We start from the raw sequence: 24,506 nt of genomic DNA on the forward strand, positions 1-24,506 counted from the left end.
TTACCTCAATTCTAAAATTTGTTTTGATTTTTCTAATAATCTGTGTGCTTTATCTTGTGGATTGTCATCATTCATCAATGCTCTTACGACTGCTATCCCACTTGCACCACTACTTTTCAATACATCCATGTTATCCTCATTTAAACCGCCAATAGCGACTGTTTTTATGCTTATGCTATTGTTGATATCTATTAGAGTCTCAACCGATGTTATTTTCGTTTTAACGTGGGTTTTCGTTGGATAAATCGCCCCAACTCCAAGATAATCTGCGCCTTCTTTTTCACATTGGATAGCTCTGTCTACGCTTTTTGCAGTTGCACCGATAATGTAATTATCGCCCAAAATTCTTCTTGCATCTTCGATTTCCATATCTTCGTCTCCAAGGTGAACTCCAGCGCAGTCACTTGCCAAGCAAACGTCGATTCTATCGTCAATTAAAAGTGGTACATCGAATTTATCGCAGATTGTTTTCACTTTTTTTGCCAAATCTATGTATTCCTTTGTAGAAATATTTTTTTCTCTTAGTTGCACCAATGTCACTCCACCTTTGAGTGCTTCTTCGATTTTTGTTAGAAATTTTTCTTCGTCAACTACATTAGTTCTATCAGTAACCAAGTACAAGCTAAGATTCAACTTTTCTCGCATTTATATTCTCCTTTATTTGCTCCCATTTTATTTTGGATAAATTATCATACAAGCCGATTTTAAACGAACTAAGTCCAACATTTTTATCCACCATTTCACAGCTAATATTCATCATACTAATTGCCAGAATACATGCCTCTATCGATTGCGATACACTAAGTGTACATGCTATCAAACTTCCCACAACACAACCTGTCGCAGTGATTTTCGAAAGCCTTTCATCTCCATTGTTAAGTAGATAAATTTCATTTGCACACACAATATCTGTCTGTCCAGTTGCTACAACGATTGAATGGTATTTGTCGTGTAAATCCTTGCAGTAATTTATCACATCGTTTACTTCAAGTTTTTTTGAATCCACACCTTTTGTGCTAAGATCTTCAATGCACAGTGATTTTATCTCACTATAATTTCCCTTTATGCAAGTTACCTTGTGTTTTTGCAAGATTTCTAGCGTTAAATCAAGCCTTAATCGTGACGCACTCACTCCCACCAAATCCAACGTGATTGGGACTTTATTTTCATTTGCGATTCGCACCGATTTTTTGATTGATTCTATTCTGTAATCAGTTATATTCCCAAGATTTATAAGTAGAGAATCACAATTTTTCGTAACATCTTCCACTTCTCTAGGATTATCTGCCATAAACGGGCTTTGGTTAACACTTAGTACAGCGTTTGCCATATCATTGATGGATATCGCATTTGTAAGGCAATGAATCAGATTGTTTTTGTTATAAAGCTCAGAATAAATTTCTGAAAGTTTGTTTTTCAAATCATCCATTGATACTTTCCTTTAATTTGTCCAGCATTTTATTTTTTTGCATAGCTTTTAAAAATGCATATGCAACAGTCGCTCCCATTAATGTCGCTAGAATAAAAGACGGTGTGTAGAAAAACAACGTCAAATTGCTTTTCCCAAAGAAAAACTTCATAACAGGAACGCTTACGATCGATCCTATTATTCCTGTGCCAATAACTTCGCCTATACAAGCCATAATCAATTTATTCGTTCTCTTATATAGCACACCCGATAAAAACGCACCAAATACCGCTCCTGTAAGTGCTAACGGTGGTATTGCCATAAGTGACATTCTGATTATTCCAATCAAAGTTGCACACAACAATGCATACCACGGTCCCAAAAACACCGCACACACGATATTTACAAAATGTTGCGTCGGACAAAATCCTACAACTCTTAAAATCGGAGATATTACAACGCCAATTGCGACAAATATTGAAAGCATTATCATTTTAATTAAAGTTGAATTATTTCTTGTCATAAACCATCCATCCTTCACTACCTTATATCTTACCATCAATCAATAATTCTTTACAATAAAAAAATATAGCAAATTATTGCTTAAAATAATTCACTATATTTTCTGCTGCTTTTTCATTCATTCCATCTACTTCGCAAAGCTCTTCTACACTGGCTTTTTTTATTCTATCAAGCGTTTTGAAATGTTTCATCAAAGCTTTTTTCCTTTTTTTCCCGATTAATTTTATGTTGTCTAATTCAGATTTCTTGAAGTTTTTTTCGTGAAGTTTTCTGTGATAATTGATGGCAAATCTGTGTGTTTCTTCTTGAATTGCAAACAACAACCTGTACAAAGGAGTGTTCACTTTCAATCTGATTTCGTCGTTTTCGTAAATTATCCCACGCGTCCTATGCTTATCGTCTTTTACAAGACCCAAAATTGGAATATCCAAGTTGAATTCGTCCAACACTTCTTTTGCAATGTTGACTTGACCTTTGCCACCATCCATCAAAATTATAGAAGGCATTTCGTCAAAGCTGTTGTCTTTTTTATCAGAATCCAAAAGCCTTCTGAATCTTCTGGTCAACACTTCTTTGTGCGATGCGTAATCATCTGCACCCTCTACGGTTTTGATTTTGAATTTACGATAATCTTTGGGAGATTTCGTGCCGTTTTTGAACACAATCATACTTCCCACAGAATCCACACCACTTGTGTTGGAAATATCGTAACATTCAATTCTATCAATTGGTTTAACTCCTGTGATGTCTTGCAAATCCAGGATTGCATTCTCGCGATTGCGTTCCCTTTTTAAATGTCTGGAGATGTATTTGTCCAATCCTTCTTTTGCATTTACTCTGACCATTTCCAAGAGGTCTGTCTTGTTGCCTCTTTTAGGAATTTTGATTTCGACCTTGGAACCTTTTTTCTCCGTTAGCATTTCTTCGATAAGTTCTCGGTCTTCGATATCAATATCAGTTAGGATTTGTTTCGGAACATACGTCAAATCAATGTAGAATTGTTTGAAAAATTCTCCCACAATGTGTTCATTTGATTCTTCGTATTTATTGTCAATAATAAAATGCTGTCTTTCGATGATTTTCCCATTTCTCATGAAAAACACTTGAACACATACAGTCTCAGCTTCTCTCGCCATGGATATCATATCCAAGTCCAATCCCTTGGTGTTGGTTATGTTTTGTTTTTCCAAAATCACTTGTATATTCGCGATAGAATCTCTGAATTTCGCTGCCAATTCGAAGTTCAAATTCTTGGATGCAGCCATCATTTTATCGGTCAATTTCTTAGTCAGTTCATCTTCACGACCATTCAAGAAATTTTCCACTTCTAATAATTCTTTGTTGTAATCTTCTTCGTCCACGTCATAAACGCACATTCCATCACAACGATTGATGTAGTAGTTCAAGCAAGGTCTCTTCAATGTTTGACCCTTATCAAAATTCAAATTACACGTTCTGATTTTGTACGTTTCGTGAATTAAATCTATAATATCATTAACTGCATAAGCATTAGGAAAAGGCCCAAAATACTTTGCCTTATCCTTAAGCACACGTCTAGTTTTCAAAACTCTTGGAAACTTTTCGTTCGTGATTTTGATGTAGGGATATTGCTTATCGTCTCTTAAAACGATGTTGTATTTCGGGCTGTTTTTCTTGATTAAGTTTGATTCAAGAACCAAAGCTTCACATTCATTATTTACGATAATATACTCAAAATATTCTACGTGACTTACCATTGCGGCGACCTTCGCAAGTTTTTGTGATGAATCAAAATATTGACCCACACGTCTTCTCAAATCAATCGCCTTACCAACGTAGATTATCTCGTCATTTTTATCGTGCATAATATACACGCCTGGTTTGTGAGGTACTTTTTGCAGTTCTTTTTTAATATCAAACATTTCTATATTGCTTTTGTTTGTTGCTCAAGATATTCTAAGTCAGATCCTTCCAAATAAGGCGATAATTTGTCGTAGCATTCTTTGTTGTAATTATTCAACCATTCTAATTCGAAAGGAAGTAATTTTTCTTTGATAACAGGTCTTGTGTCGATTGGGCAGATAGATAATGATTCAAATCCCAAGAACTCACCGAATTCAGATTCTCCAACTTTGATGCAGTGCATAATATTTTCGATTCTAATTCCGTGTGAACCTTCGATATAAATTCCTGGTTCGTCACTTGTAACCATTCCTTCGTCCATGTCGATGTCGTTGTTCATTGAAGAAATTCTTTGTGGGCCTTCGTGAACTCCAAGGTAGAATCCAACACCATGGCCTGTTCCGTGTCTGAAATCCAACAATTCTTGCCAAATAGGTCTTCTAGCAATTGGATCCAAGCTTGATGATTTTGTTCCCTTAGGGAAAATTGTAGTCATCAAATTGATGTGTGATTTCAAAGTTAAAGTGTAGTGAAGTTTTTCGTCATCAGTCAACTCACCAAGAGCAACTGTACGAGTAATATCAGTAGTTCCGTCCAAATATTGCGCACCACTGTCAACCAAGTACAATCCTTTTGGTTGTAATGTCACTGGGTGATCAACAGATGGTTCGTAATGAGGAAGTGCCGCATTTTCTCCATAAGCAGATATAGTTCCGAAACTCAAATCCATGAACAAATCGCCTTGTTCTCTGAAATATCTCAACTTATCAGCTGCACTCATTTCAGTAACATTTCCAGTTGGCGTACCTGTTTCTACCCAATTGAAAAACTTAATCAACGCAACACCATCTTTGATGTAAGCATTCTTTTGATTTTTGATTTCTGTTTCGTTCTTGTGAGCCTTCATCAAAGTTGTAGGTTGAATTCCTTTTGAAATTCTGATATTTGAATTAATTGAATTGTAAATTCTAACATTTGTCTTAGAAGGATCCAAGAACAAAACGCTCTTACCAGGAAGTCCACTCAAATCTTCGAACACTTTTTCGTAAGATTTTACAGTAACACCTTGTTCTTTCAACAATTCAACCAAATCGTCATCAATTTTTTCATCTTCAATGTACAAATTAGCAAAATCTTTTCCAACTAATGCATAACTTATGATAACTGGATTGTACAAAACATCGTTACCTCTAATATTGTAAAGGTAGCAAATATCGTCCAAAGAACCGATAAAGTTATAATCACATTCATTGGAATCCATGAAATATCTCAACTCTTTTAATTTGGTCTTAGTATCTTTTCCACAGTACTTCACATCAAATGCATAAGCTTTTGAGTTTGGCTTTTCAGGACGATCTTCCCAAATATCACCAACAAAATCCACATCAGTGATTATCATTCTGTCGCCTAATTTTTCTAACCATTGATAGTAATCGTTATAGTCCAAAGTAAGTCCGTCAACGCCTATTTTTCCGCATTCAGGAACATTTTCTTTCAAATATTCAATCAAAGTAGGAACACCAGGTTCTCCCATCTTCATCAAATCTACAGTAGAATCTTCAAGTTCTTTTGCAGCTTGAATAAAATATCTTCCGTCAGTAAACAAAGCTGCTTTTTTCTTCAAAATTACAGCAGTTCCTGCACTACCACTAAATCCAGTAATATATTTTCTAGTTTTATAATAATCTGCTAAATATTCAGATGTATGAGGATCGCTCGATAATACAACATACGCATCGATATTTCTTTCGCTCATTTTTTTTCTTAGCTTTTCTAATCTTTCTGTAATCATAAATTACCTCCTCGTAGTTATAATAATTATATCACAAAAAATAACGATGTTTATTTTCACGCTAACAAAAAAACTAGGTAAATTAATACCTAGTTTGAAAATTATGCTAATATATTACCAATACCTTTAACTGGTTTTTGATATTTTAAGATATAATTCTATTCTATACATTAAATCTAAAATGAACTACATCTCCATCTTGCATTAAATACTCTTTACCTTCCAATCTCATTAGGCCTTTTTCTCTAACTGCAGCCATTGATTTTAATTCGATTAAATCATCGTAGTTCACGATTTCTGCTCTGATAAATCCTCTTTGAATATCTGTGTGGATTTTACCAGCTGCTTGTACTGCAGGAGTGTTTTTCTTGATAGTCCAAGCACGAGTTTCATCTTCTCCTGTTGTCAAGAAACTCATAAGTCCCAATAAATCATAGCTTTGTGTAATCAAATCGTCGATTCCTGATTTTTCAAGACCGATTGCTTCCAAGAATTCTTTCTTATCTTCTTCGCTGTCCAACGCAGAAATTTCCGATTCAATTTGCGCAGAAATTACAACTACTTTTGCATCTTCTGATTTTGCAAAATCTTTTACTTTTTGAACCATTTCGTTGTTTTCATAAGCATCCGCTACTTCATCTTCACTTACATTGCACACGTAAATTATTGGCTTTACGCTCAAAAGATTGAAGCTTCTCATAAGTTTCATTTCATCTTCATCCAAATCCAAGATTCTGATTGATTTTCCTTCTGACAAAACGTCGTAGATTTTTTCAAGAAGATCTACTTCTTCCTTCAAATCCTTATTACCTTTCAAAGCTTTTCTGGATTTTTCTAATCTTCTTTCAACCATTTCCAAATCAGACAAAATAAGTTCGTAGTTGATAGTGTCGATATCTCTAAGTGGATCCACTGAACCATCAACGTGAACTATATTTTCATCTTCAAAGCATCTTAGAACTTCAACAATGGCATCAGATTCTCTAATATTTTCCAAAAATTTATTTCCCAAACCTTCGCCCTTGCTTGCGCCTTTTACAAGTCCTGCAATATCGTAAAATTCGATTGTCGCTGGAATAATTTTTTTGGAATTAAAAAGTTCTGCTAATTTATACACTCTTTCATCAGGAACATTTACAAGTCCGATGTTAGGATCTATCGTACAGAATGGATAGTTTGCCATTTCTGCACCTGCTTTTGTTATCGCATTAAAAAGTGTGGACTTTCCTACATTTGGAAGCCCCACAATACCTAATTTCATATCATTCACTCCTTTTAACTAACTCAAATTTTACCATATACCATATTTTTTGTAAATTATACGCATTTAAACCTGCTAACAAAAGTCAAGCATAACCTGAAATTAATTTCAGGTTATTTGATTATTTGAGTAATTAAATTAGTGCATGGCAAACAAGCCGAGTGTAATCAATCGGCTTGCTTCTTAATGTTGTTCTAAATATTATGCTACTTTTAATTCTTGTTTTTGGGCTTTTGATTCCATAACTCTTGCATAGTAGATTCTTAAGAATTTGTTTAATCCTGCAAATTTACATACTTTTTTGGCTTTTCCTTCTTTTTCTTTTTTTATCATGTACTTATATATTTCATTTTCTGGTTTTTTAGCACTCATCATACATTTCATTGCCTGGTAGCCCACTTTTCTTAGTATTGCGTTTCCTCTTTTACTTATTTTTCTTTGATCTGCTTTAAAGTTTCCTGATTCATATGGTGGTGCGTCTATCCCTATAAAGGATATTAGGCTTTTTTTGTTTTTAAATTTTGATAGGTCGCCAAATTCTGCTACTATTTGTACTGCTAATTTTTCTGATATTCCTGAGAATTTTTTTGCTTATTGATATTCTTCTAAGGGCTCGGATATTTCTATCATTTGTGATAAAATTCTATTTAGAATCTGATTTATTTGTTTTATCAGGTTTATTCCTTCTCTGATATTTGTTTCTATTTTTGTGTTATGGGAAGGTTGTGTTGAGATACTATCCTCTGCTAATTGGTAAATGGCTTTTGCTTTGTTTGCATTTGGATGGTATCTCTTTTCTTTTGCCCACGTTTTATATTCTTCTACAAATTCTTCTTCTGTTTTTTCTAATATTAAGTCTTTATGCCACCATTTTTCCAAAAAGTCTAATAGTTTATCTTTTGAAAAGTCTCCTGAACCATGGGTAATTAGTTTTTTTATTCCTGTAAATGTTTGATGTATTGTTTGATCTATGAAGTTCATTTGATTGATTCTTAAATCCATGTAATGTTGGTAGTTTCTATTTAATTCTTTTAAGACTCTGTAGTTTTCTTCATCTACTTTGTATTCTTCTAATTCTTTCCAATACATTAGTCCATATTCTGCTATTTGTTTTGCATCTATCTTGTCATTTTTTGCTTTCCTAAAGTTTAATGCTCGGCAATATTGTTTCATCTTTAGTGGATTTATTACTGCTACAAAGTATCCTCTATCTTTTAATTCATAAAGTATTGGTAGATGATATTTTCCTGTTGCTTCCATTGTTATTTTTACTTCTTCTTTTAATTTTTCTAGTTTCTCTATTAATTCTTCTACTTTTGTTTTTTTAGAGAAACATCATAGGGTTTCCAAATTATTTTGTTCCCTTGTTCTAATGCACAAACTGTTATTTTTTCTTTTGATATGTCTATTCCTACAGATATCATAATTTCCCTTCTTTCTTATTATTTTGTAGTTTCTACCTGCACCATTACACTCTTTTTAGCTTGTGACACGGACGTTTTGCCCAACCTGCTTAACCGAATATGAATAATGAAAAGGTAGTTGACAGTTTTAATGGCGGATGTTTCAACCCTAAAAGAGCCTCGTCATACTACTTCTTCATTATACAAAAATAGTGCAAGATAGGAATTACTTCCTTTCTTACACTATTTATGGTACTAAAAAGAGCTCTTCTCAGAGCTCTAATTTAAAAATTATTTAGTTTGGCATCTTTGATAATCTTTGGATAGTTTTTGTAGGAATAGTTCATGTCTACTCCGCCTTCTCCAGTATCTGAAACGCCTTTTATTTTTGATTTATTTGTAAATTGCCACATTCCATAATCAGGTGTGAAGCAGTTAGGATTTGTAACGTGCCAATGTGCAATCCAAACGTCGTAATCTTTCAATCTTTCTCTTTCAAATTGATTGTTAATCCAAGATGCCGAACTATACAATCCAGTGTAGAATCCATTCTTTTCGAGAATACTCATGAAGGCAATCGCCATATCTGTTTTTGTTTTCTTAGGAATTTTACGTTGTGAAGGATCTTCAAAATCCAAATATACTGGGTATTCAAATTGTTTCTTGCCCAATATCTTCATGAATCTGACAGCTTCTTCCTTAGCTTCTTCAACATTTACAGCGTATGAATACCAATATGCTCCAACATTTAATCCTGCTGCTTTTGCATTGTTGTAATTTTGTTGGAATTTTGGATCTTCTCCGCTGTAACCAGATCCTGCTTTTAATATTACAAAATCCATTCCGTTTTGCTTAGCTAATTTCATATTTACATTGCGGTTGAATTTTGAAAGGTCCGCTCCTTGTTGGAATACTAATCTGTATTTGTTAGGGTTGAACATTCCAAAATCAGATACTTTTGCATATCCTTTAAATCCATTTATATCCAATTGCATCCATCCATTATCTAAAATATTTATAACTTGCATAACAGTTGAAGTGTTGATATTTCTTACAGATTTTGCAGAACTATTTGCAGCATTGTAAAGAGTTGTAGAATACTTTGCAACTACGAAATCGTGTAATCCTATCGCCTTGTCTTCTTCGATTATGTCTGATTGATCTTTGACAACTGGTGGCTTTGGTTGTGGTTTTGGTTGTGGTTTTGGTTTGGCAATTTGTTTTTTCAAAACATTTTGAACAGTACCATACACGTTGTTATCAATTGTTCTATATCCACCAACAATAAATACATCCTTGATCGAGTTCTTAAAATTATTCAAAAATGCAATTACACTTGTGTCTAATTTTCCTTTTGAACTCAATAAAATCGGTGCATTTAGCTTTTGTGCTAATGGACTTATAGCCAACGCATCTGCAAAATCTTCACCACTTGCGATGAACACTTTGTCCTTGTTCATAGAGTTTGCGACTTTTACAGACCCATCGTATCTGTTTCTTCCACTAATTCTACTAACATTTTTGCCAGTTACTGATTGAATATATCTAACTGTAGCTGATGAGATTGATTGTCCTCCACCAACAACTGTCACTTTTCCAATACTAGATTTATTTCTAAGTAAATAATCTCTTGTTTCTCTGGACAAAGTTTTTCCAGAACTTAACAAAATCTTAGCGTTGTTGGAATAAGCATAGGAAGATGCGTAAAGTGGGTCACTGAAGTTTTCTCCACTTGCAATAACTACGTTCTTTTTCTTGCTCATAGCTGCAACTTTTGCGCTAGTTTCGTATCTGTCTCTTCCGGCAATTCTAGTAACTTTATTTGAGTATTTCTTTAATATGTTTTCAATTCCAGCACTAATGGATTGTTGACCACCAAGAAGATACACTTCTACAGGGTTAAGTCTTTGAATTTCATTTCTTGTAGCTGTTGGAAGCGAGTCTTTTTCTGTGTACAAAATAGAATATTTTCCATCAGACAAAGTTGTCGCACTCAATGCATCGGCGTATTTTTGTGCATTCACAACAATAACCTTTTTTGCATTAGTGAATTGTTCCCTTGAAATTTGTGCAGCAGATTCGTATCTGTTTTGACCAGCAATTCTAGTAGGAACGATTTGTCCAGCAGAATTTAAAGCCTTGACTTCTTCATCTTGCGCTTCTTTTCCATCAGCTTCTTGTTCTTTTTCTTCAGAAACTTGTTCTTCTGAATTTTCCTTTGATACAGATTCCTCAGCTTTGATTGGCGAAACTTCTAAGCCTTCTTCTGTATCTTTTTTATCCGATTTTTTAGGCACAACTTCTTTTTCAGATTCTTCTTCATCTTTTGTAGAATCTGAAACTTCTGTTTTTTCTTCCTTTTCCTTAATATGTTTATTTAAATCTGTAGATTTTAAATCTTCACGATTCAAATCATCATTTTCCTTTTTTCCATTTTGTAAGTTGTCTACGTTAGCGTATCCCAATTTAGCTTTTTTAGTCAACTTACTTTGATTGTGTGTGCTAATTGATGTATATTTGGCACTAAGCTCGTTTTCTACATCTTTCTTGTCGTTTTCTGTTTGAGCCATAGATCCTGTAGAAATCATTAGTGACACAGACAGTGCAACAAACGAGACCTTAGCAATCTCTTTTAAGTTCTTCATAGATACAACCTCCTAATATACATACATAATATCATAAAAAGTTACAAAATGGTATCAATTTTGATAATTGTTGACATTCAAAATAAATTTTGAAAATTTTTCAAATTAACCAAGAAAAATTATTAATAAATTAAAATTTGAAAATAAAAAAATCCCCTGAGTAAAAATTACTCAGAGGAAAAATTCTTAGTCTAATTCAGCAATTGCTTCTATTTCGATTATTGCTCCTTTTGGAAGAGCTGCAACTTGAACTGCACTTCTTGCTGGTTTGTGATCTCCAAAAAATTCTGCATAAACTTCGTTCATATCAGAAAATTGTGATAAATCTTGCATGAACACGCCAACTCTTGCGATGTTTTCTACTTTGCCGCCTTCAGTTTCGATAATATGTAAAATATTATCTAATGATGCTTTTGTAGCTTTTCTTATATCAGTTTGTAATTCTCCATCAACGATTGGAAGTTGTCCTGATACATAAATTGTTTTGTTAGCAGATGTTGCTTGTGAATATGGTCCAATTGCAGCAGGTGCTTTGTCTGAATGTAAAAATTTCATACTGTCCTCCTAATTCCACAATCTTTCTATATCGTAGAAAGAACGTGCTTCTTCTGTAAATACATGTACTATAATATCATTAAGATCTAGCAAAATCCAGTTACCTTCGCTGTAACCTTCTTTTCCTAAAATCTCAAAACCATTTTCGTCGCACACTTTTTCCACTTCATCAATAATAGATTGAGCGTGGTTAGGTGCGTTGGCAGTTGCAATCACAAAATAATCTGCAACAGCTGAATCTAATTTCAAAGTTACAATGTCTTTTCCAATCTTATCGTCTATCGCTTTTTGAACTAACTCTAATTCAGTCATCTATACTCCCTTCAATAAATAATTTCTGACGTTAACACTAGTGATAGATATTTCTCTCTCACCTTCTATAAGATATTTTATCGTATCATCTAGTGATTTGACAATTGCTTTATTCAAATTTATTTTGGATAATCTTCTGATTTCATCCACGTCATCATAATCTCTCTTATCTTCGGTCTTATCAGCCAAGTAAATTATTTTTTCAAAATCAGTCATATTAATTCTACCAGTTGTGTGAAATTCTATCGCATCCAAAATCGCTTCGTCCTTCACGCCGTATTCTTTGTTAGCGACAATTCTACCCAAATAGCAATGCAACAACTTTGGATTTTCCATATCAGGATCGTTTTGTCGCAAATTTCTAAGCTCTTCGAATTCCTTCTTGTACTTATCCAAATACATTTCCTCATTGTTTTTTGCACAGTCGTGAAGAAGCGCTGCTAATTCTATTTTTGTAACGTCTTGATTGTGAAGTTTTGCTAATTCAATAGCCTTGTCTCTTACTCTCAAAACGTGTTCGTATCTCGTTTTTTTGAGCATTTTGCTCAAATTATTTTCTATTTCTTTAACTTTCATATAATTTGTTTCTCACAATATATTCAAAAACTTGATTTGGTACGAAATACCTAAAATCTTGATTTAATTGCACTTTTTCTCTGATTTTCGTAGAAGAAATATCTATAAAGCTCGCAGGAATTTTCTCCACAAAATATCCCTTTGATTTTAATTCATCGATTTTTCCATCTAGTTTGGACATTTCTTCTTGTCTTCTAATACAAGCCAAAATCTTAGTATTTTTCAAAAAATCTTCTGCATTTTCCCAAGTTTCCACACTCATCAGCGAATCTTCGCCCATTATGAAATAAAAATCATGATTGTAATTTTCTCTCAAATATTTCATAGTTTCCCATGAATATGTCACGCCATTTTTTTTAATTTCATAATCACATACTTTAAACTTGTCGTTATCTTGTGTGGCAATCTTCACCATTTCAAATCTTTTTTGTTTGTCTGTGACATTTTTATCTTGTTTAAAATTAGGATTACCAGTAGGAATGAACCACACTTCATCCAAATTTTTGTAATTAATAGCTTCCATAGCTAATATCAAATGTCCTATATGAATGGGATCAAAAGTCCCACCCATTATTCCGACTTTAATCATCTAAATCTATTACCTTGTTTTCAGATTCTCTGTAAATTGTTAGAATATTTCCCATATATCTGACAAATTCACAGTCAAGTTTTGTCAATATTTCATCTATCAACATATCTCTATCGTCCAAATTATTGTTGAGAATTTTAATCTTCATGACTTCTCTCTTGTTCAAAGTATCATCTATTTGCTTCAAAGTATTTTCTGAAATTCCACCTTTGCCGATATTTACAAGTGGTTTGTAACCGTGAGAAATCTTTTTTAATTTTGCTCTTTGTTTTGGTGTTATCATATTATCTCCTATTCGTAAAAATCAAATTCTACATCGCCGATAATTACATTGTCTCCATCTTGAATTCCCAAATCTTTTAATTGTTGAATAACTCCCTTGTCTTCCAAAACTTTTTGTAAGTGATTTACTGATTCGTACACCTCAAAGTTTGTTCTGTAAATTAAGTTTTCAATCAACGGACCTTCGACAATGTAGTTTTCGTTTTCTTTTCTAACTTTGAAATCAGGTTCTTTTTCTTCTTCAAAGTAAACGTATTGCTCATCCAATGTAGAATAATCATCTTCAATACTATCCAAAGTATCCGCAATCAAATACATAAGTTTGTCCACATTTTCAGTTGTAGCAGCACTTATCTCTACGATTTCATCAACTTTGTCAGAATATTTTTCCCTAAATTCTTTTATATTATCTTCTGCCCCTAGGTCAGTTTTATTCAAAACCACGAGCATTTTTTTATCATTCAATTTTATATTGTATGAAGCCAATTCGCTATTGATAAGTTCAAAATCTTCGATTGGATTTCTACCTTCACTTCCAGAAATATCCAACACGTGAACTAAAATTTTAGTTCTTTCAATGTGTTTCAAGAAATCATGACCAAGTCCCAGCCCTTCACTTGCGCCTTCTATTAATCCAGGAATATCTGCAAGTACGAAACTTTTTTCTCCGACTTTGCACACTCCAAGATTTGGTTCAAGTGTCGTAAAATGATAATTTGCAATTTTAGGTCTTGCGTTTGACATTATCGACAAAAGTGTAGATTTTCCAACGTTAGGAAGTCCTATTAATCCAACATCGGCTAGAAGCTTCAATTCTAACTTAATTGTTTTTTCTTCACCTTTTGTTCCAGGCTCTGCAAATCTTGGCGCTTGTCTTATAGATGATTTGAAATGAACATTTCCTTTTCCGCCTTTGCCGCCTTTGCAAATTACAAATTCTTCCTTATCGTGTTTTACATCGTAGATAACCGTATCTGTATCGTAATCTTTAACCAAAGTCCCAACTGGAACTTTAAGAATTAAATCTTCGCCTTTTTTACCAAATTGTTTTTTATTTCTGCCGTCGCCGCCACTTTCAGCTTTGTAAATGGATCTGTAACTGTAATCCATCAAAGTTTTAATGTCTTTGTCGCCGACAATTATAATACTACCGCCATCTCCGCCGTCGCCACCTGCAGGGCCACCTGATGGTTCGTATTTTTCTCTTCTGAATGCAACAGAACCGTCTCCACCTTTTCCAGCTTTAAGTTCTATCTTCGCTACATCTATAAACATTTTTCACCTCTTTATTAATGCTCACTATACTTGTAAGTTTACATTATTTTCCACTAAAAAAGCAACACCTTACGATTATAAAAAGGAAATCCGATTTATAATCATAACAAAGGTGTTGCTAAAAAATTAAGCTTCTTTTGGATATACAGAAACTTGCTTTCTGTTTTTACCAATTCTTTCGAACTTAACTACTCCGTCAATTTTAGTGAAAAGTGTATCGTCTCCACCCTTTCCAACGTTGTTGCCTGGATGTATTTTTGTTCCTCTTTGTCTAACTAATATGTTACCAGCTAGAACGTATTGGCCGTCACCTTTTTTAGTTCCTAATCTTTTGGATTCGGAATCACGACCGTTCTTAGTAGAACTTACTCCCTTTTTACTAGAGAATAATTGTAAATCTAATTTTATCATCATTACACCTCCCGATAGTTAATTTTCAAGTGTTTTATATTTTCGTTTCGTATTGATTCCAGTGCGAATACCAATGATTTCATCAAAATATCCACCTGAATCATTTCAGTCTCATTTAGTAAGTCATAGTTTATTTCAAATGAAGCATCTCCGCTTTCAAAATGAAATTTCAACTTATCAGAGTCAAGCTTAAGTATTTCTGTAAATGTGTTGACAGTATTAATCAGATAAACACTGATAGCGCTGCACACCACATCATTTCCATAGGATCCATGATCAGCATGACCTGTTGATTTGACTTTTACAATTTTTCCGTCTTTTCTAAAAATATCGACAGTTACCATTAAGCATCAATTTTTTCAATTTTAACTAATGTATATGGTTGTCTATGACCTTTTTTCTTTCTGTAGTTTTTCTTAGCTTTGAATTTGAAAATAACAATTTTCTTGTCTTTCTTTTGGTCTAAAACTTCTGCTTGAACCTTAGCTCCTTCTACTACAGGGCTTCCAACTTTAACATCGTCTCCAGCCACCATTAATACTTGATCAAATTCGATTTTGTCGCCTGCTTCAGCTTCGATTTTTTCAACTTTAATGACATCTCCTTCAGAAACTTTGTATTGTTTTCCACCAGTTTTAATAATTGCGAACATTTAGTGCACCTCCTCATTTTTAAGACTCGCCAAATCAAGGTACTTTTGAAGTTTGAAAACCCGATTCGAGCGGTTACACACCAAATAATTGTACAGTAATTTGATTTATTTGTCAAGTTTTACTGTGAATTCTAATAGATTTAAATTGCTAAATCCATGAAAATTTATATTCGGTTCACAAAATTCATCTTTAATAAAATCTGATAACTTTTTGTTGTCTCTTTCTCTGACACAATCCACAATAACCATTCCCACCATTTTCTTCAAATAAATCATTTGATGGATTTTCTTCAAAGCTTTTGTGTTTAGTTCGTGAAAATAATCCTCTTTCAATATCATTTTGGAAGAATTCACATCCACAACCCACATTGCCTCAGTTTTTTGGATGACAATTTCTGCGTTATTGTCCAGTTTTATTATTTCTGAATTTTTATCTATTATATCACGACTTATCAAATTATCATAGTTATAATCGTAATTTTCATCAAATTTTACATTTAAAATTCCCTTGTATTGTCTGTAAACTATTCTGTCATTAGTTATCAAATAATCCACATCTTCTTCCTGAATTATTTTGTCTACAGGGTTTTTCTTGTACAAAAGTTTTGGAATCGGAAGGAATTTCTTCTCTGTCTCAATGTAGTGTAATTTATTTACAATGAAATTCATTTCTTTTTCTTGTTGTGATTTTTCTTGTTTGAAGAAATCTTCTCCTACAATTCCTGTGAATGTGTATTTTTGTTTGAAGTCATCGATGTCTTTGTATTTTTGTTTTCCTTCAAATGTTAATTTGTCGCTGTTTGTGTATTTCAAATTTTCAGTTTCAATAGTAATTTTCGTTGTGAATTTGGGGTATTTGTCACCAATTGATTCTTTTATCATCTGAACTAGTATTTCGTCTGATGGTTTCAAATCTTTTGTGAACTTCGTGTTATTTAGAAATCCTGTTTTCTTTTTGTCGTATTCTATAAAAAACGCGTCTAGTTTCTTGTCGTATTTTGTGATTTTGGCGACGTAAATGTTACCCAGCTCACTGTCGTAATCTCCCAATAATTTCAGTTCATCATCGTAATATCCCCAAGTGTTTTTGTCTATGAATAGGTATTTCATCTTTTGAAAATCCTATCGAAAAATCCGATTTTGGCTTCTTTGTCTTGTTTGTAATTGTCGATTATCTCAGTTAGTTTTGCATCGACTTCTTCAGAATACAAATTGATTTTCTTTTCATATTCTTTGGTGAACTCTAATTTTCCAATGTATTTGTAATCAGATTTCCTTTTGGATGAGGAATCTGTAATTTGATACAATTTTTTTGCGTGAGATTTTTCTTCATCTCCGCACATTATTTCTTCATCAAATTCAATCCCAATATCTTCAGTGAATATTACAATTTCAAACTCACTTAATTTATCTAACAAATCTTCATAATTTTCAACTGTTGCAGAATATTTTTCAGGTTTTATGGTTGAAGGTATGATGTATTTATCTTCTGTAATTTTGACCATGGATTTTTTGTAATCAACCACATTACTTAACACATCCAATGTGTCATAAATGCAGTAATCTTCCACTCCTAACGCGTATTCTATTTGTCTTGATTTTTCAGAATTTACTATTAAAATTTTTCCGTCTAATAAATTACAAAGGCTTTGTATCAACAAAGCCTTTTTTTGTAATTGTGAATTAACGAGTACTGTTTTCATACATATCATTCTCACTCTCAGTATTTTCTTGTTTTTCGTCTTTTTCTTTTTTCAATTTCAACGCTTCTGCCATGATATCTCTTGTCATTGGCCCGTTGTTCGTGCTCGTTCCACCTTGCATGATGACTGTTACTACCGCAACTTTTGGATTTTCGACTGGAGCAAATCCAATCATCCATGCGTGGTTGTCATAAGTTTCTCCAGTGACTGGATTAACACCTACTTGTGCTGTTCCCGTCTTCACTCCCGCAGAAACTGGGAAATTTTTGAATGTGTTTTTTTCGTAGCCTTCAGTCGTAGCCAAATGAAGTCCTTTTCTGATATATTCCAAGTTTTCATAATTTTTTAATTTAATTCTTTCGCTTTTCTTTTCGTTTTTAAATAGCGATGTGGAATTATCATTGGATTTTACTTCATTTACAAGCGATAATTTGTTCAAGTATCCGTTATTTGCAAATGCAGACATATATCTTGCCATTTGAAGTGGCGTGTATGCGTTTTGTCCTTGACCGATAACTACATTTAACATATCACCGATATTCCATTTTGATTGGTTCAAATAATCGAATTTGATTTTATCGGCGAACGAATTTCTCTCTCCGTCCAATTTCTTTTCTGCGTCAAATCCCAAACTATTCAATGTGCTTATAATATTATTTCTAGTTTGAAGATTTTTGTCATCTGCAAGTAACATTATTTTGTCGATTTTTGATTTCATTTCTTTTGCAGTAAATACTTCTCCTTCTTTGACGTATTTTTCTGCATTCTTTTCCAAAAATCTTCTGAATATTGCTTTGAAGTTATTTTCTTTTATTTGTGGATCTGGAACTGTTCCTGAATTTTCTGCTGGAATATTTATATCTATTCCAGTTTTACTACCTAGTCCAAGTTTTCTTGCAGTAGATACTAATTCATCAATGCTCAATTGGTATCCCAAATCTATGGAACGTCTTTGATCTTTTCCAAGTGCTAGAGAATAGAAATAATAGTTACAACTGTCTCTTAGTGCTTTCATGACATTTTCATTGCCGTGAGTTCCTTTGTGTTCATTCCATATCCAACAACCGAATATTGAACCACCGACATCGACGTACCCTCCGCATTTTATTTCGTGATAAGGATCAAATCCACCTTCTAATGCTGCAAGTGAAGTGTTAAGTTTAAAAATAGAACCCGGTTGCATCGCTGCTTGCATTGGAATGTTGTACAAAGGTCTCGGAGATATCGGATCTTTTGGATCTTCTGCTTGTAAACTTTCCCAATCAGTTTGCGAAATCCCCGTTGAAAACAAATTTGGATTGTACGATGGGAATGAAGCCATCGCAAGTATTTCTCCAGTTTCAACATCTACTGCAACTGCTGCACCACTTTTTGCATTCTTATATCCAGCTAAAGTTTTGTCGCCCCATTCGGATACATAAGTACCGCCAGAACTTACGGCTTTTATAGATTTTTTCAAAGATTCTTCGGCAACTCTTTGAACATTAGTGTCAATACTCAAATACACATTGTCGCCAGGAATTGCTTTTTTCTCAGACAAAGTTTCAGTTCTATTTCCTTTGCTGTCGACCATAACCCTCAAAGATCCGTCTTGTCCTTTTAATGCATCTTCCTTGCTTTCTTCAATTCCAGTTTTACCAATCAAAGCATCCTTGCTGTAGCCTTTTTGTCTTACGTACTCTTCAATTTCTTTTTCAGTAGAAATCTTTCCGATATATCCCAATACGTGGCTTAATTCTTCGCCATTAGGATAATATCGTACAGATCTTGTTGCTACTTCTATCCCTTGGTTTTTGCCGAATCTTTCTTCGATGCTACTCACAGATTCTTCAGTTAAATTATAGCTTAGAGCGATTGGCTCATAACCTTTTTGTCCTTTGTTTTTCAATTGATTGTAAATACTTACGATGTTGTATGCGTCGTATTTTGAATATTTTTCGCATTTATTTTTCTTCAAAATTTCTTCATACAAAAGCTTCACATCTGAATTTATTTCCTTGTCGTAACTCTTGTAGAAATCTTCCATATTTTTTTCGTAAATGTACTTCCAATCATTAACACTAATCGAAGGATTAATGTTGTTTTCAGTGTTTACCGATTGAGCAATAAGTTTTATATCATCGTCTGTGATAAACTTATATGATAAATTATTCGAATTCAATAAATCTGCAACGTGTTTGTATGGATCTGTAGACTTTTTACTTTCTGTGACAAACTTAGCCTTAACTTTTGGATTTTGCTTGTCTTTTTCATCCAAACTAAACTCAACATTTGTTTGTATCCCATTTTTCTTGAGTAAGTTCAAAGCTTTTTCCAACACAACAGTTTTCTTGTCATCTTCTACATCAACTTTTTTCAAAAGCTCAACCATAGTGTTTTCTTTTACAATATTTACAAAATCGTCAGAAGCTTCTGTTTTGAAATCAATTTTATTAGACAACTTCATCATTTCAACTTTTTTCTCCAAAAGTTTTTGGTTGTCTTTCAGTTCCATATCTTTAAGAACGACATTGTCTTGAAGGTTGTCTTTTTCCAATTCCTTATAAACCATCGACCTAATGACGCTGTCGTTCAAAAGTTTTCTGATAATTGATTTGTCTTTTTGGATTATCGTAGCTATCGCAGAATTCACATCTGAAGTTTCCTTTAATCCGTGCTTTTTAAGTAACTTTACAGTTTCTTTGTCGTTGGTATCAAACTTTGTATTGTCTTTACGATCCAATTTCAAAGTCAAACCTTTTGAACGAAGTGCATTCAAGCAATAATCTAGGACAGTTTTCTTGTAAATTCCTTGATTTGTTTCTTGTGTGTAAGTCTTGTCGATTAAGTTTGCCATTATGTTTTTATCCATGACAATTGATGCGACTTTGTCCAACGGAGATTTGTCTTCTTTCAAATAATCGTCTGTATTTCTATAAGTAAAAGCGTTCAGTGCGATTGGAAAATCTTCGGTGTTCATCGAACCATCTTTTTCCAAAATTCTCGATAAATTCAACAATGCATCATTACTATCGTCAAGCTTCATTTGTTTGATTTGATCTTTGTACAAATTAGCAACATAAACATTTTTTGTTGTCGCTAACAGTTCCCCATTTCTGTCGTAAATATTTCCCCTAGGAGCAGTGATTTTGACTTCACGAAGTCTATTATTCTTCGCAATATCCCTGTAGTAGTTTCCTTTAATTAATGTCAAATGCATCAATTTCAAAGTAAGTACGGCCATCATTATCGCCAATATCACAATAATTATCGTAAATCTATCGTATTTTTCAAGTTTTTTTAAAAATTTATTGTCAAATTTCTTCATTTTGTACCTCAAATAAACTTAAATTTTGGAAATTTAAATATCTTTTTGAACAATTTGAACAAAACATAATACAATAGAACATTTAAAATCATTTCGATTAAAATCGGTCCTTTTAAATAAGATTTATTGAATCCATTTCCTGTAATATAGAGTACAAAATAATGAACGAGAGTGTAATACAAAGTCACAAAAAACGTAAGTATCATACCACTTCTTGGATCTTCTTTGTTAATTCCTGCTTCGCTATTTCCAATCAAAAATCCTGATGTAAAATAAATCAACGCTCTTACTCCAATAACTGGACTGAATATTGCATCCTCAATTAACCCAATTATCATACCGTTTAACGAGCCTGTATACGCACCAAATCCAATAGACAATAACACTACTATCGGTATGGAAATATTCGTGTACACGTTGAACACTGAAATTCTGGAAAGAAGTGTCGCTTGGATTATGATGTCCAACAAAACTATCAAAAATATTTTTAATTTGTTCATCTAATTCACTCCTTGTCCATCAACTATAAGAACGCGGTACATATTGTTGAAGTTGATTTGGGATTTACATTTGACAATTTTAGTGAAATTATCCTTTGTTTTAATAACTTCTGTCACTTCTCCGATTTTGATGTCTCTTGGATACACTCCTCCAAGTCCAGATGTTGTCAAAACATCTCCAACTTTTACATCGGCATTAGAATCGTACATGTATCCTTTGAGAATATCTTTTTCTTTTTCGTTCAAAATCCCAACGTCTTCGCTTTTTGCAAGCCTAAATCCAACATTGTTTCCGCTGTTCATAATAGTGTCCACTTTGCTGTGGTTAAGTCCAACTTCTGTCACAACTCCAACCAAACCTTTTTCGATTCCATCATTTGAAGACACAGCCTCAATCACGATGTCACCTTTTTTTATTTTGTCTATGGAACCTTTATCTATACTAAATCTCGTAAAAATATTTCCCGGATCTTTTCCAGTTATGAAAGCTTTTGTTTTTATTGTTCTATCTTTACTCAAAAGTTCGTATTCTTCTTGCAAATATCTCTTGTCACTTATAACTTTGTTCAAATTATCTACGTTTTTTCGTAGTTTTGCATTTTCAACAATTAATTTTTGATTATCTTCACGCATTTTTTTTGTTCCAAAAACATAATGAACCGACTCTTTGAATTTGGAGCCAATCACATAAAACACTTTGTTTACAGGAGTAATCACTGTTCCTATCGCGTTTTCTCCAATAGACATGTAGGTTTTATTATTGTTCGATATTGTAATCGTCAATATGAGAAACAAAGTCACCGCAAAGAAGAACACTCTTTTTCTAAGCTTATTATTATATCCAAACTTAGCCAATTATTTGTCTCCCTTCTTTAAGAATTTGCCAATTCCTATTCCCGTGCAATCCATAGCAGATTCCACCTTCAATACTTTGATTCCCAAAACATTTGTAATATATTCGTGAATGTAGTCGATAAGGCTAACTCCACCTACAATGTAAATTCCTTCAGCGATAATGTCGTTTGCAATATCTGGCGGAGTTTTCTCCAAAACTTTTCTCAAAGCTTCGATACACATATCTGCTATCGGAACAATCGCAGGTGTAATATCCTTAGCCCTAATCTCAACAGATTTTGGCATAGTCGATATCACATCAGTTCCTCCGACAATCATCGTGTTGTTTTCCCTGTCAGAATTCAATGTAGCAATCTTAAACTTAATGGCTTCTGCTGTCGAAATACCTATATTAACTCCAAATTTTTTCTTCAAAATTTGTATTATTTCTTGGTCAATATCTTCTCCACCGCTTTTGATACAGTAACTTGTCACAATTCCACCTAGGCTAATTACAGAAGCCTCGATTGTACCTGCACCTATATTTAAAATTATGTGTCCCGTTGGCTCATCCACATCGACACCCAATCCTTTAAGAGATGCGATGTTTTCTTCAACCAATTTTACACTTCGAGCTCCAGCATTTAACGCCAAATCTTCCACACTTCTTCTCTCAACATCTGTCAAAGATGCAGACACCGATACACAAACTTCTGGTTGGAAAACCGAAAAATTAGGTCTTGCTTTTTTAATAAAATATGAAAGCATACTAACAGTCGATTCAAAATCAGCTATAACGCCATTTTCAATCGGACTTATCGCTACGATATTGTCTGGAGTTTTTCCAATCATACTTTTCGCCTCAGTTCCCACTGCGACAATATCGTAATTATTTATATCTATAGCTACAACGCTAGGTTCGTTGATTATTATTTTCCCATATTCATCAGAAATAATGGAATTGGAAGTTCCCAAATCAATTCCCAAACCATCTTGTTGAAATTTAAATAATTTCATTTAAAAATACATTCCTTTCCTCATACTCAGACTATCGCTTGAGCTAACGATAATATGATCTAACACTTGTATTCCTACCAAATCTCCCACTTTATCCAACCTTTTTGTGACTTCAATATCCGCATTTGATGGAATAAGAGAACCAGAAGGATGATTATGTACTAAAATAATCGAATTCGCTCCCTTTTTAATAGCAGATTTGAAAACTTCTCTAGGATGAACGATAGATTGATTGATAGTGCCTTTGCTAATAAGTTCTTTGGAAATAATTCTATTTTTAGTATCTAGAAGTAGTGCATAGAAGTTTTCCACATCACAACTTCCAATCTCGTTACAAAAAATCTCTGCAACGCTATCTGGATCGTTCAGACTGAAACTATCCATCGCTTTTCTCAAGGCAAGTCTTCTTCCTATTTCAATTCCAGCTAAGATTGATGTAGCCTTTGCCATCCCAATTCCCTTTATCTTCATTAAATCCTCAACGCAAATATCCTTATAATCATTTTCATTAATATAATCAATGACTCTTTTCGAGAGAATTTCTACTCCCTCTTCTTTGATTCCAGTCTTCAATATGATTTGCATCAATTCTTCATCACTCATTGAAGAAATACCATTGATTTTCATTTTTTCTCTAGGTCTTAGGGACTCATTCATTTCCTTAACTCTCATTGTTATCTCCTGTTATTAAACAAATAATTTTTTTGCTTAGAAAGTGCATTTGTTAGGTAATTTGAAGTAAGTCCCACAAAAACACCCGTAAATATACTCAAAAACACCAAAATTGGCAAATAAACCAAAATTCTAAGATTGTTCAGCATAATTGCACACACCAAAACTTGCGATAAGTTGTGGGTAAAAGCTCCAAACAAGCTAACACCAATCAACGAAAAATATTTTCTCAAATATTTGTTGACCAAATACATCACAACAAGTGAGCTTACAGCCCCTGCCAATGAATAGAAAAAGCTTATAACAGCCCCTGTGATTAGCATTAGTAAAAATGATTTTAAGATTCCTATTACAAGAGAATCCCTAAAACCAAAAACAATTAAGCATGTCAATATTACAATGTTGCTGAGCCCAAGTTTTGCTCCAGGCATTACGATTGGAAGTGGAATCATTGACTCAATCAAGCTTACTACCAATGCAACTGCCGTTAAAATAGGAATATGTAATCTTTTCATCAATAATTCACCACATCAATATCATCTTTGTTTTGCTTGTTAGCCTTAATTTCTACAACTAATTTGTTCGGCAAACAAACAATAACATCCCCTGGTTTATCTATCTTTCCTTTTAGCATACACAACTTGTCCGGACAATCGGATTCAGTAATAGCAACACTGTATCCATTAATATGGACAACGTTGTGACCGTATTTATTATCAATTTTATAATCATAATGATCGATTGGAAGTGTAATTTGTTTGATTTCTTTTCCATTGACCTGAATTGAAACGTATCTGTCTTGTGAATTTACATTATTAATATTCAAAATCACAAACAAAAAAGCCGAAAAACACAACAAAAATCCAATCAAAATTTTATCGTATTTAGTCATTAATTTCTCCTTTAAAC

27 protein-coding genes, 1 pseudogene and 1 other annotated feature are annotated in these 24,506 nt (G+C 33.4%); all 28 genes and pseudogenes read right to left on the reverse strand.

From position 1 onward, the window contains the following. Complete coding sequence (gene thiE / locus HMPREF0391_RS03560; protein WP_002835510.1) at positions 1-645, reverse strand: thiamine phosphate synthase; 645 nt, start codon at positions 643-645, stop codon at positions 1-3. Beyond that, positions 623-1,429, reverse strand: coding sequence for a hydroxyethylthiazole kinase (gene thiM / locus HMPREF0391_RS03565; protein WP_002835511.1), 807 nt, complete (start codon positions 1,427-1,429; stop codon positions 623-625). The genes thiE and thiM overlap by 23 nt, the downstream gene beginning before the upstream one ends. Next, positions 1,422-1,931 (reverse strand): energy coupling factor transporter S component ThiW, encoded by a 510-nt coding sequence (thiW, locus tag HMPREF0391_RS03570; protein WP_035109269.1) that lies wholly within the window; start codon positions 1,929-1,931, stop codon positions 1,422-1,424. Before thiW ends, thiM begins: the two co-directional genes overlap by 8 nt. Positions 1,932-2,004: 73 nt before the next feature. After that, positions 2,005-3,831: an excinuclease ABC subunit UvrC gene (gene uvrC / locus HMPREF0391_RS03575; RefSeq protein WP_002835513.1), complete on the reverse strand. Its 1,827-nt coding sequence runs from the start codon at positions 3,829-3,831 to the stop codon at positions 2,005-2,007. Between the two features lie 2 nt (positions 3,832-3,833). Beyond that, the gene (locus tag HMPREF0391_RS03580) at positions 3,834-5,603 is read right to left on the reverse strand and encodes an aminopeptidase P family protein (RefSeq protein ID WP_002835514.1); all 1,770 of its coding nucleotides are present in this window, start codon (positions 5,601-5,603) and stop codon (positions 3,834-3,836) included. Positions 5,604-5,766: 163 nt separating this feature from the next. Then, positions 5,767-6,864 carry a redox-regulated ATPase YchF gene (gene ychF, locus HMPREF0391_RS03585; protein WP_002835515.1) on the reverse strand — a complete coding sequence of 366 codons (1,098 nt, stop codon included), beginning with the start codon at positions 6,862-6,864 and terminating at the stop codon, positions 5,767-5,769. Positions 6,865-7,065: 201 nt separating this feature from the next. After that, positions 7,066-7,248 carry a hypothetical protein gene (locus HMPREF0391_RS09580; protein WP_002835465.1) on the reverse strand — a complete coding sequence of 61 codons (183 nt, stop codon included), beginning with the start codon at positions 7,246-7,248 and terminating at the stop codon, positions 7,066-7,068. 24 nt (positions 7,249-7,272) lie between these two features. Then, positions 7,273-7,437: pseudogene (locus HMPREF0391_RS09585) on the reverse strand (transposase); the annotation flags it as partial. Between the two features lie 18 nt (positions 7,438-7,455). Beyond that, positions 7,456-8,166: an IS110 family transposase gene (locus tag HMPREF0391_RS09590; RefSeq protein ID WP_329503268.1), complete on the reverse strand. Its 711-nt coding sequence runs from the start codon at positions 8,164-8,166 to the stop codon at positions 7,456-7,458. A 385-nt stretch (positions 8,167-8,551) separates the two neighbouring features. Then, positions 8,552-10,912: a cell wall-binding repeat-containing protein gene (locus HMPREF0391_RS03600; RefSeq protein WP_002835518.1), complete on the reverse strand. Its 2,361-nt coding sequence runs from the start codon at positions 10,910-10,912 to the stop codon at positions 8,552-8,554. Positions 10,913-11,098: 186 nt separating this feature from the next. Further along, positions 11,099-11,467 carry a RidA family protein gene (locus HMPREF0391_RS03605; RefSeq protein WP_002835519.1) on the reverse strand — a complete coding sequence of 123 codons (369 nt, stop codon included), beginning with the start codon at positions 11,465-11,467 and terminating at the stop codon, positions 11,099-11,101. Positions 11,468-11,476: 9 nt separating this feature from the next. Further along, the gene (gene rsfS / locus HMPREF0391_RS03610) at positions 11,477-11,779 is read right to left on the reverse strand and encodes a ribosome silencing factor (RefSeq protein ID WP_002835520.1); all 303 of its coding nucleotides are present in this window, start codon (positions 11,777-11,779) and stop codon (positions 11,477-11,479) included. Further along, positions 11,780-12,355 (reverse strand): bis(5'-nucleosyl)-tetraphosphatase (symmetrical) YqeK, encoded by a 576-nt coding sequence (gene yqeK / locus HMPREF0391_RS03615; RefSeq protein ID WP_002835521.1) that lies wholly within the window; start codon positions 12,353-12,355, stop codon positions 11,780-11,782. It lies immediately after the preceding gene. Then, positions 12,345-12,944: a nicotinate-nucleotide adenylyltransferase gene (gene nadD, locus HMPREF0391_RS03620; protein ID WP_002835522.1), complete on the reverse strand. Its 600-nt coding sequence runs from the start codon at positions 12,942-12,944 to the stop codon at positions 12,345-12,347. The genes yqeK and nadD overlap by 11 nt, the downstream gene beginning before the upstream one ends. Continuing rightward, positions 12,937-13,227 (reverse strand): YhbY family RNA-binding protein, encoded by a 291-nt coding sequence (locus HMPREF0391_RS03625; protein WP_002835523.1) that lies wholly within the window; start codon positions 13,225-13,227, stop codon positions 12,937-12,939. Before HMPREF0391_RS03625 ends, nadD begins: the two co-directional genes overlap by 8 nt. 8 nt (positions 13,228-13,235) lie before the next feature. Then, entirely contained in the window at positions 13,236-14,501 is a 1,266-nt protein-coding gene (obgE, locus tag HMPREF0391_RS03630; RefSeq protein WP_002835524.1) for a GTPase ObgE, read from the reverse strand. 126 nt (positions 14,502-14,627) lie between these two features. After that, on the reverse strand, positions 14,628-14,912 hold the full coding sequence (gene rpmA, locus HMPREF0391_RS03635; protein ID WP_035109683.1) for a 50S ribosomal protein L27: 285 nt from the start codon (positions 14,910-14,912) through the stop codon (positions 14,628-14,630). 2 nt (positions 14,913-14,914) lie between these two features. Continuing rightward, positions 14,915-15,256: a ribosomal-processing cysteine protease Prp gene (locus HMPREF0391_RS03640; RefSeq protein ID WP_002835527.1), complete on the reverse strand. Its 342-nt coding sequence runs from the start codon at positions 15,254-15,256 to the stop codon at positions 14,915-14,917. Next, entirely contained in the window at positions 15,256-15,564 is a 309-nt protein-coding gene (gene rplU / locus HMPREF0391_RS03645; RefSeq protein ID WP_002835528.1) for a 50S ribosomal protein L21, read from the reverse strand. The genes HMPREF0391_RS03640 and rplU overlap by 1 nt, the downstream gene beginning before the upstream one ends. Before the next feature lie 12 nt (positions 15,565-15,576). Continuing rightward, positions 15,577-15,649, reverse strand: a sequence feature (ribosomal protein L21 leader region). Positions 15,650-15,669: 20 nt separating this feature from the next. Then, positions 15,670-16,674 (reverse strand): ribonuclease E/G, encoded by a 1,005-nt coding sequence (locus HMPREF0391_RS03650; RefSeq protein WP_002835529.1) that lies wholly within the window; start codon positions 16,672-16,674, stop codon positions 15,670-15,672. Then, positions 16,671-17,267: a hypothetical protein gene (locus HMPREF0391_RS03655; RefSeq protein ID WP_002835530.1), complete on the reverse strand. Its 597-nt coding sequence runs from the start codon at positions 17,265-17,267 to the stop codon at positions 16,671-16,673. Before HMPREF0391_RS03655 ends, HMPREF0391_RS03650 begins: the two co-directional genes overlap by 4 nt. Further along, positions 17,248-20,574: a penicillin-binding transpeptidase domain-containing protein gene (locus HMPREF0391_RS03660; RefSeq protein ID WP_002835531.1), complete on the reverse strand. Its 3,327-nt coding sequence runs from the start codon at positions 20,572-20,574 to the stop codon at positions 17,248-17,250. Before HMPREF0391_RS03660 ends, HMPREF0391_RS03655 begins: the two co-directional genes overlap by 20 nt. 8 nt (positions 20,575-20,582) lie before the next feature. Then, on the reverse strand, positions 20,583-21,074 hold the full coding sequence (gene mreD, locus HMPREF0391_RS03665) for a rod shape-determining protein MreD (protein ID WP_002835533.1): 492 nt from the start codon (positions 21,072-21,074) through the stop codon (positions 20,583-20,585). Further along, the gene (gene mreC, locus HMPREF0391_RS03670; RefSeq protein WP_002835535.1) at positions 21,075-21,929 is read right to left on the reverse strand and encodes a rod shape-determining protein MreC; all 855 of its coding nucleotides are present in this window, start codon (positions 21,927-21,929) and stop codon (positions 21,075-21,077) included. Next, complete coding sequence (locus HMPREF0391_RS03675; RefSeq protein ID WP_002835536.1) at positions 21,930-22,925, reverse strand: rod shape-determining protein; 996 nt, start codon at positions 22,923-22,925, stop codon at positions 21,930-21,932. Continuing rightward, positions 22,926-23,597, reverse strand: coding sequence for a RadC family protein (radC, locus tag HMPREF0391_RS03680; protein WP_002835537.1), 672 nt, complete (start codon positions 23,595-23,597; stop codon positions 22,926-22,928). It lies immediately after the preceding gene. 2 nt (positions 23,598-23,599) lie between these two features. After that, a complete protein-coding gene (locus HMPREF0391_RS03685) occupies positions 23,600-24,112 on the reverse strand; it encodes a Gx transporter family protein (RefSeq protein ID WP_002835538.1) in 513 nt (170 codons plus the stop codon). Further along, entirely contained in the window at positions 24,112-24,489 is a 378-nt protein-coding gene (locus tag HMPREF0391_RS03690) for a NusG domain II-containing protein (protein WP_002835539.1), read from the reverse strand. The genes HMPREF0391_RS03685 and HMPREF0391_RS03690 overlap by 1 nt, the downstream gene beginning before the upstream one ends. Positions 24,490-24,506 lie beyond the last annotated feature (17 nt).

This window comes from Finegoldia magna ATCC 53516, assembly GCF_000159695.1.
In the GTDB taxonomy this organism is placed as follows: Bacteria; Bacillota; Clostridia; order Tissierellales; family Peptoniphilaceae; genus Finegoldia; species Finegoldia magna_F.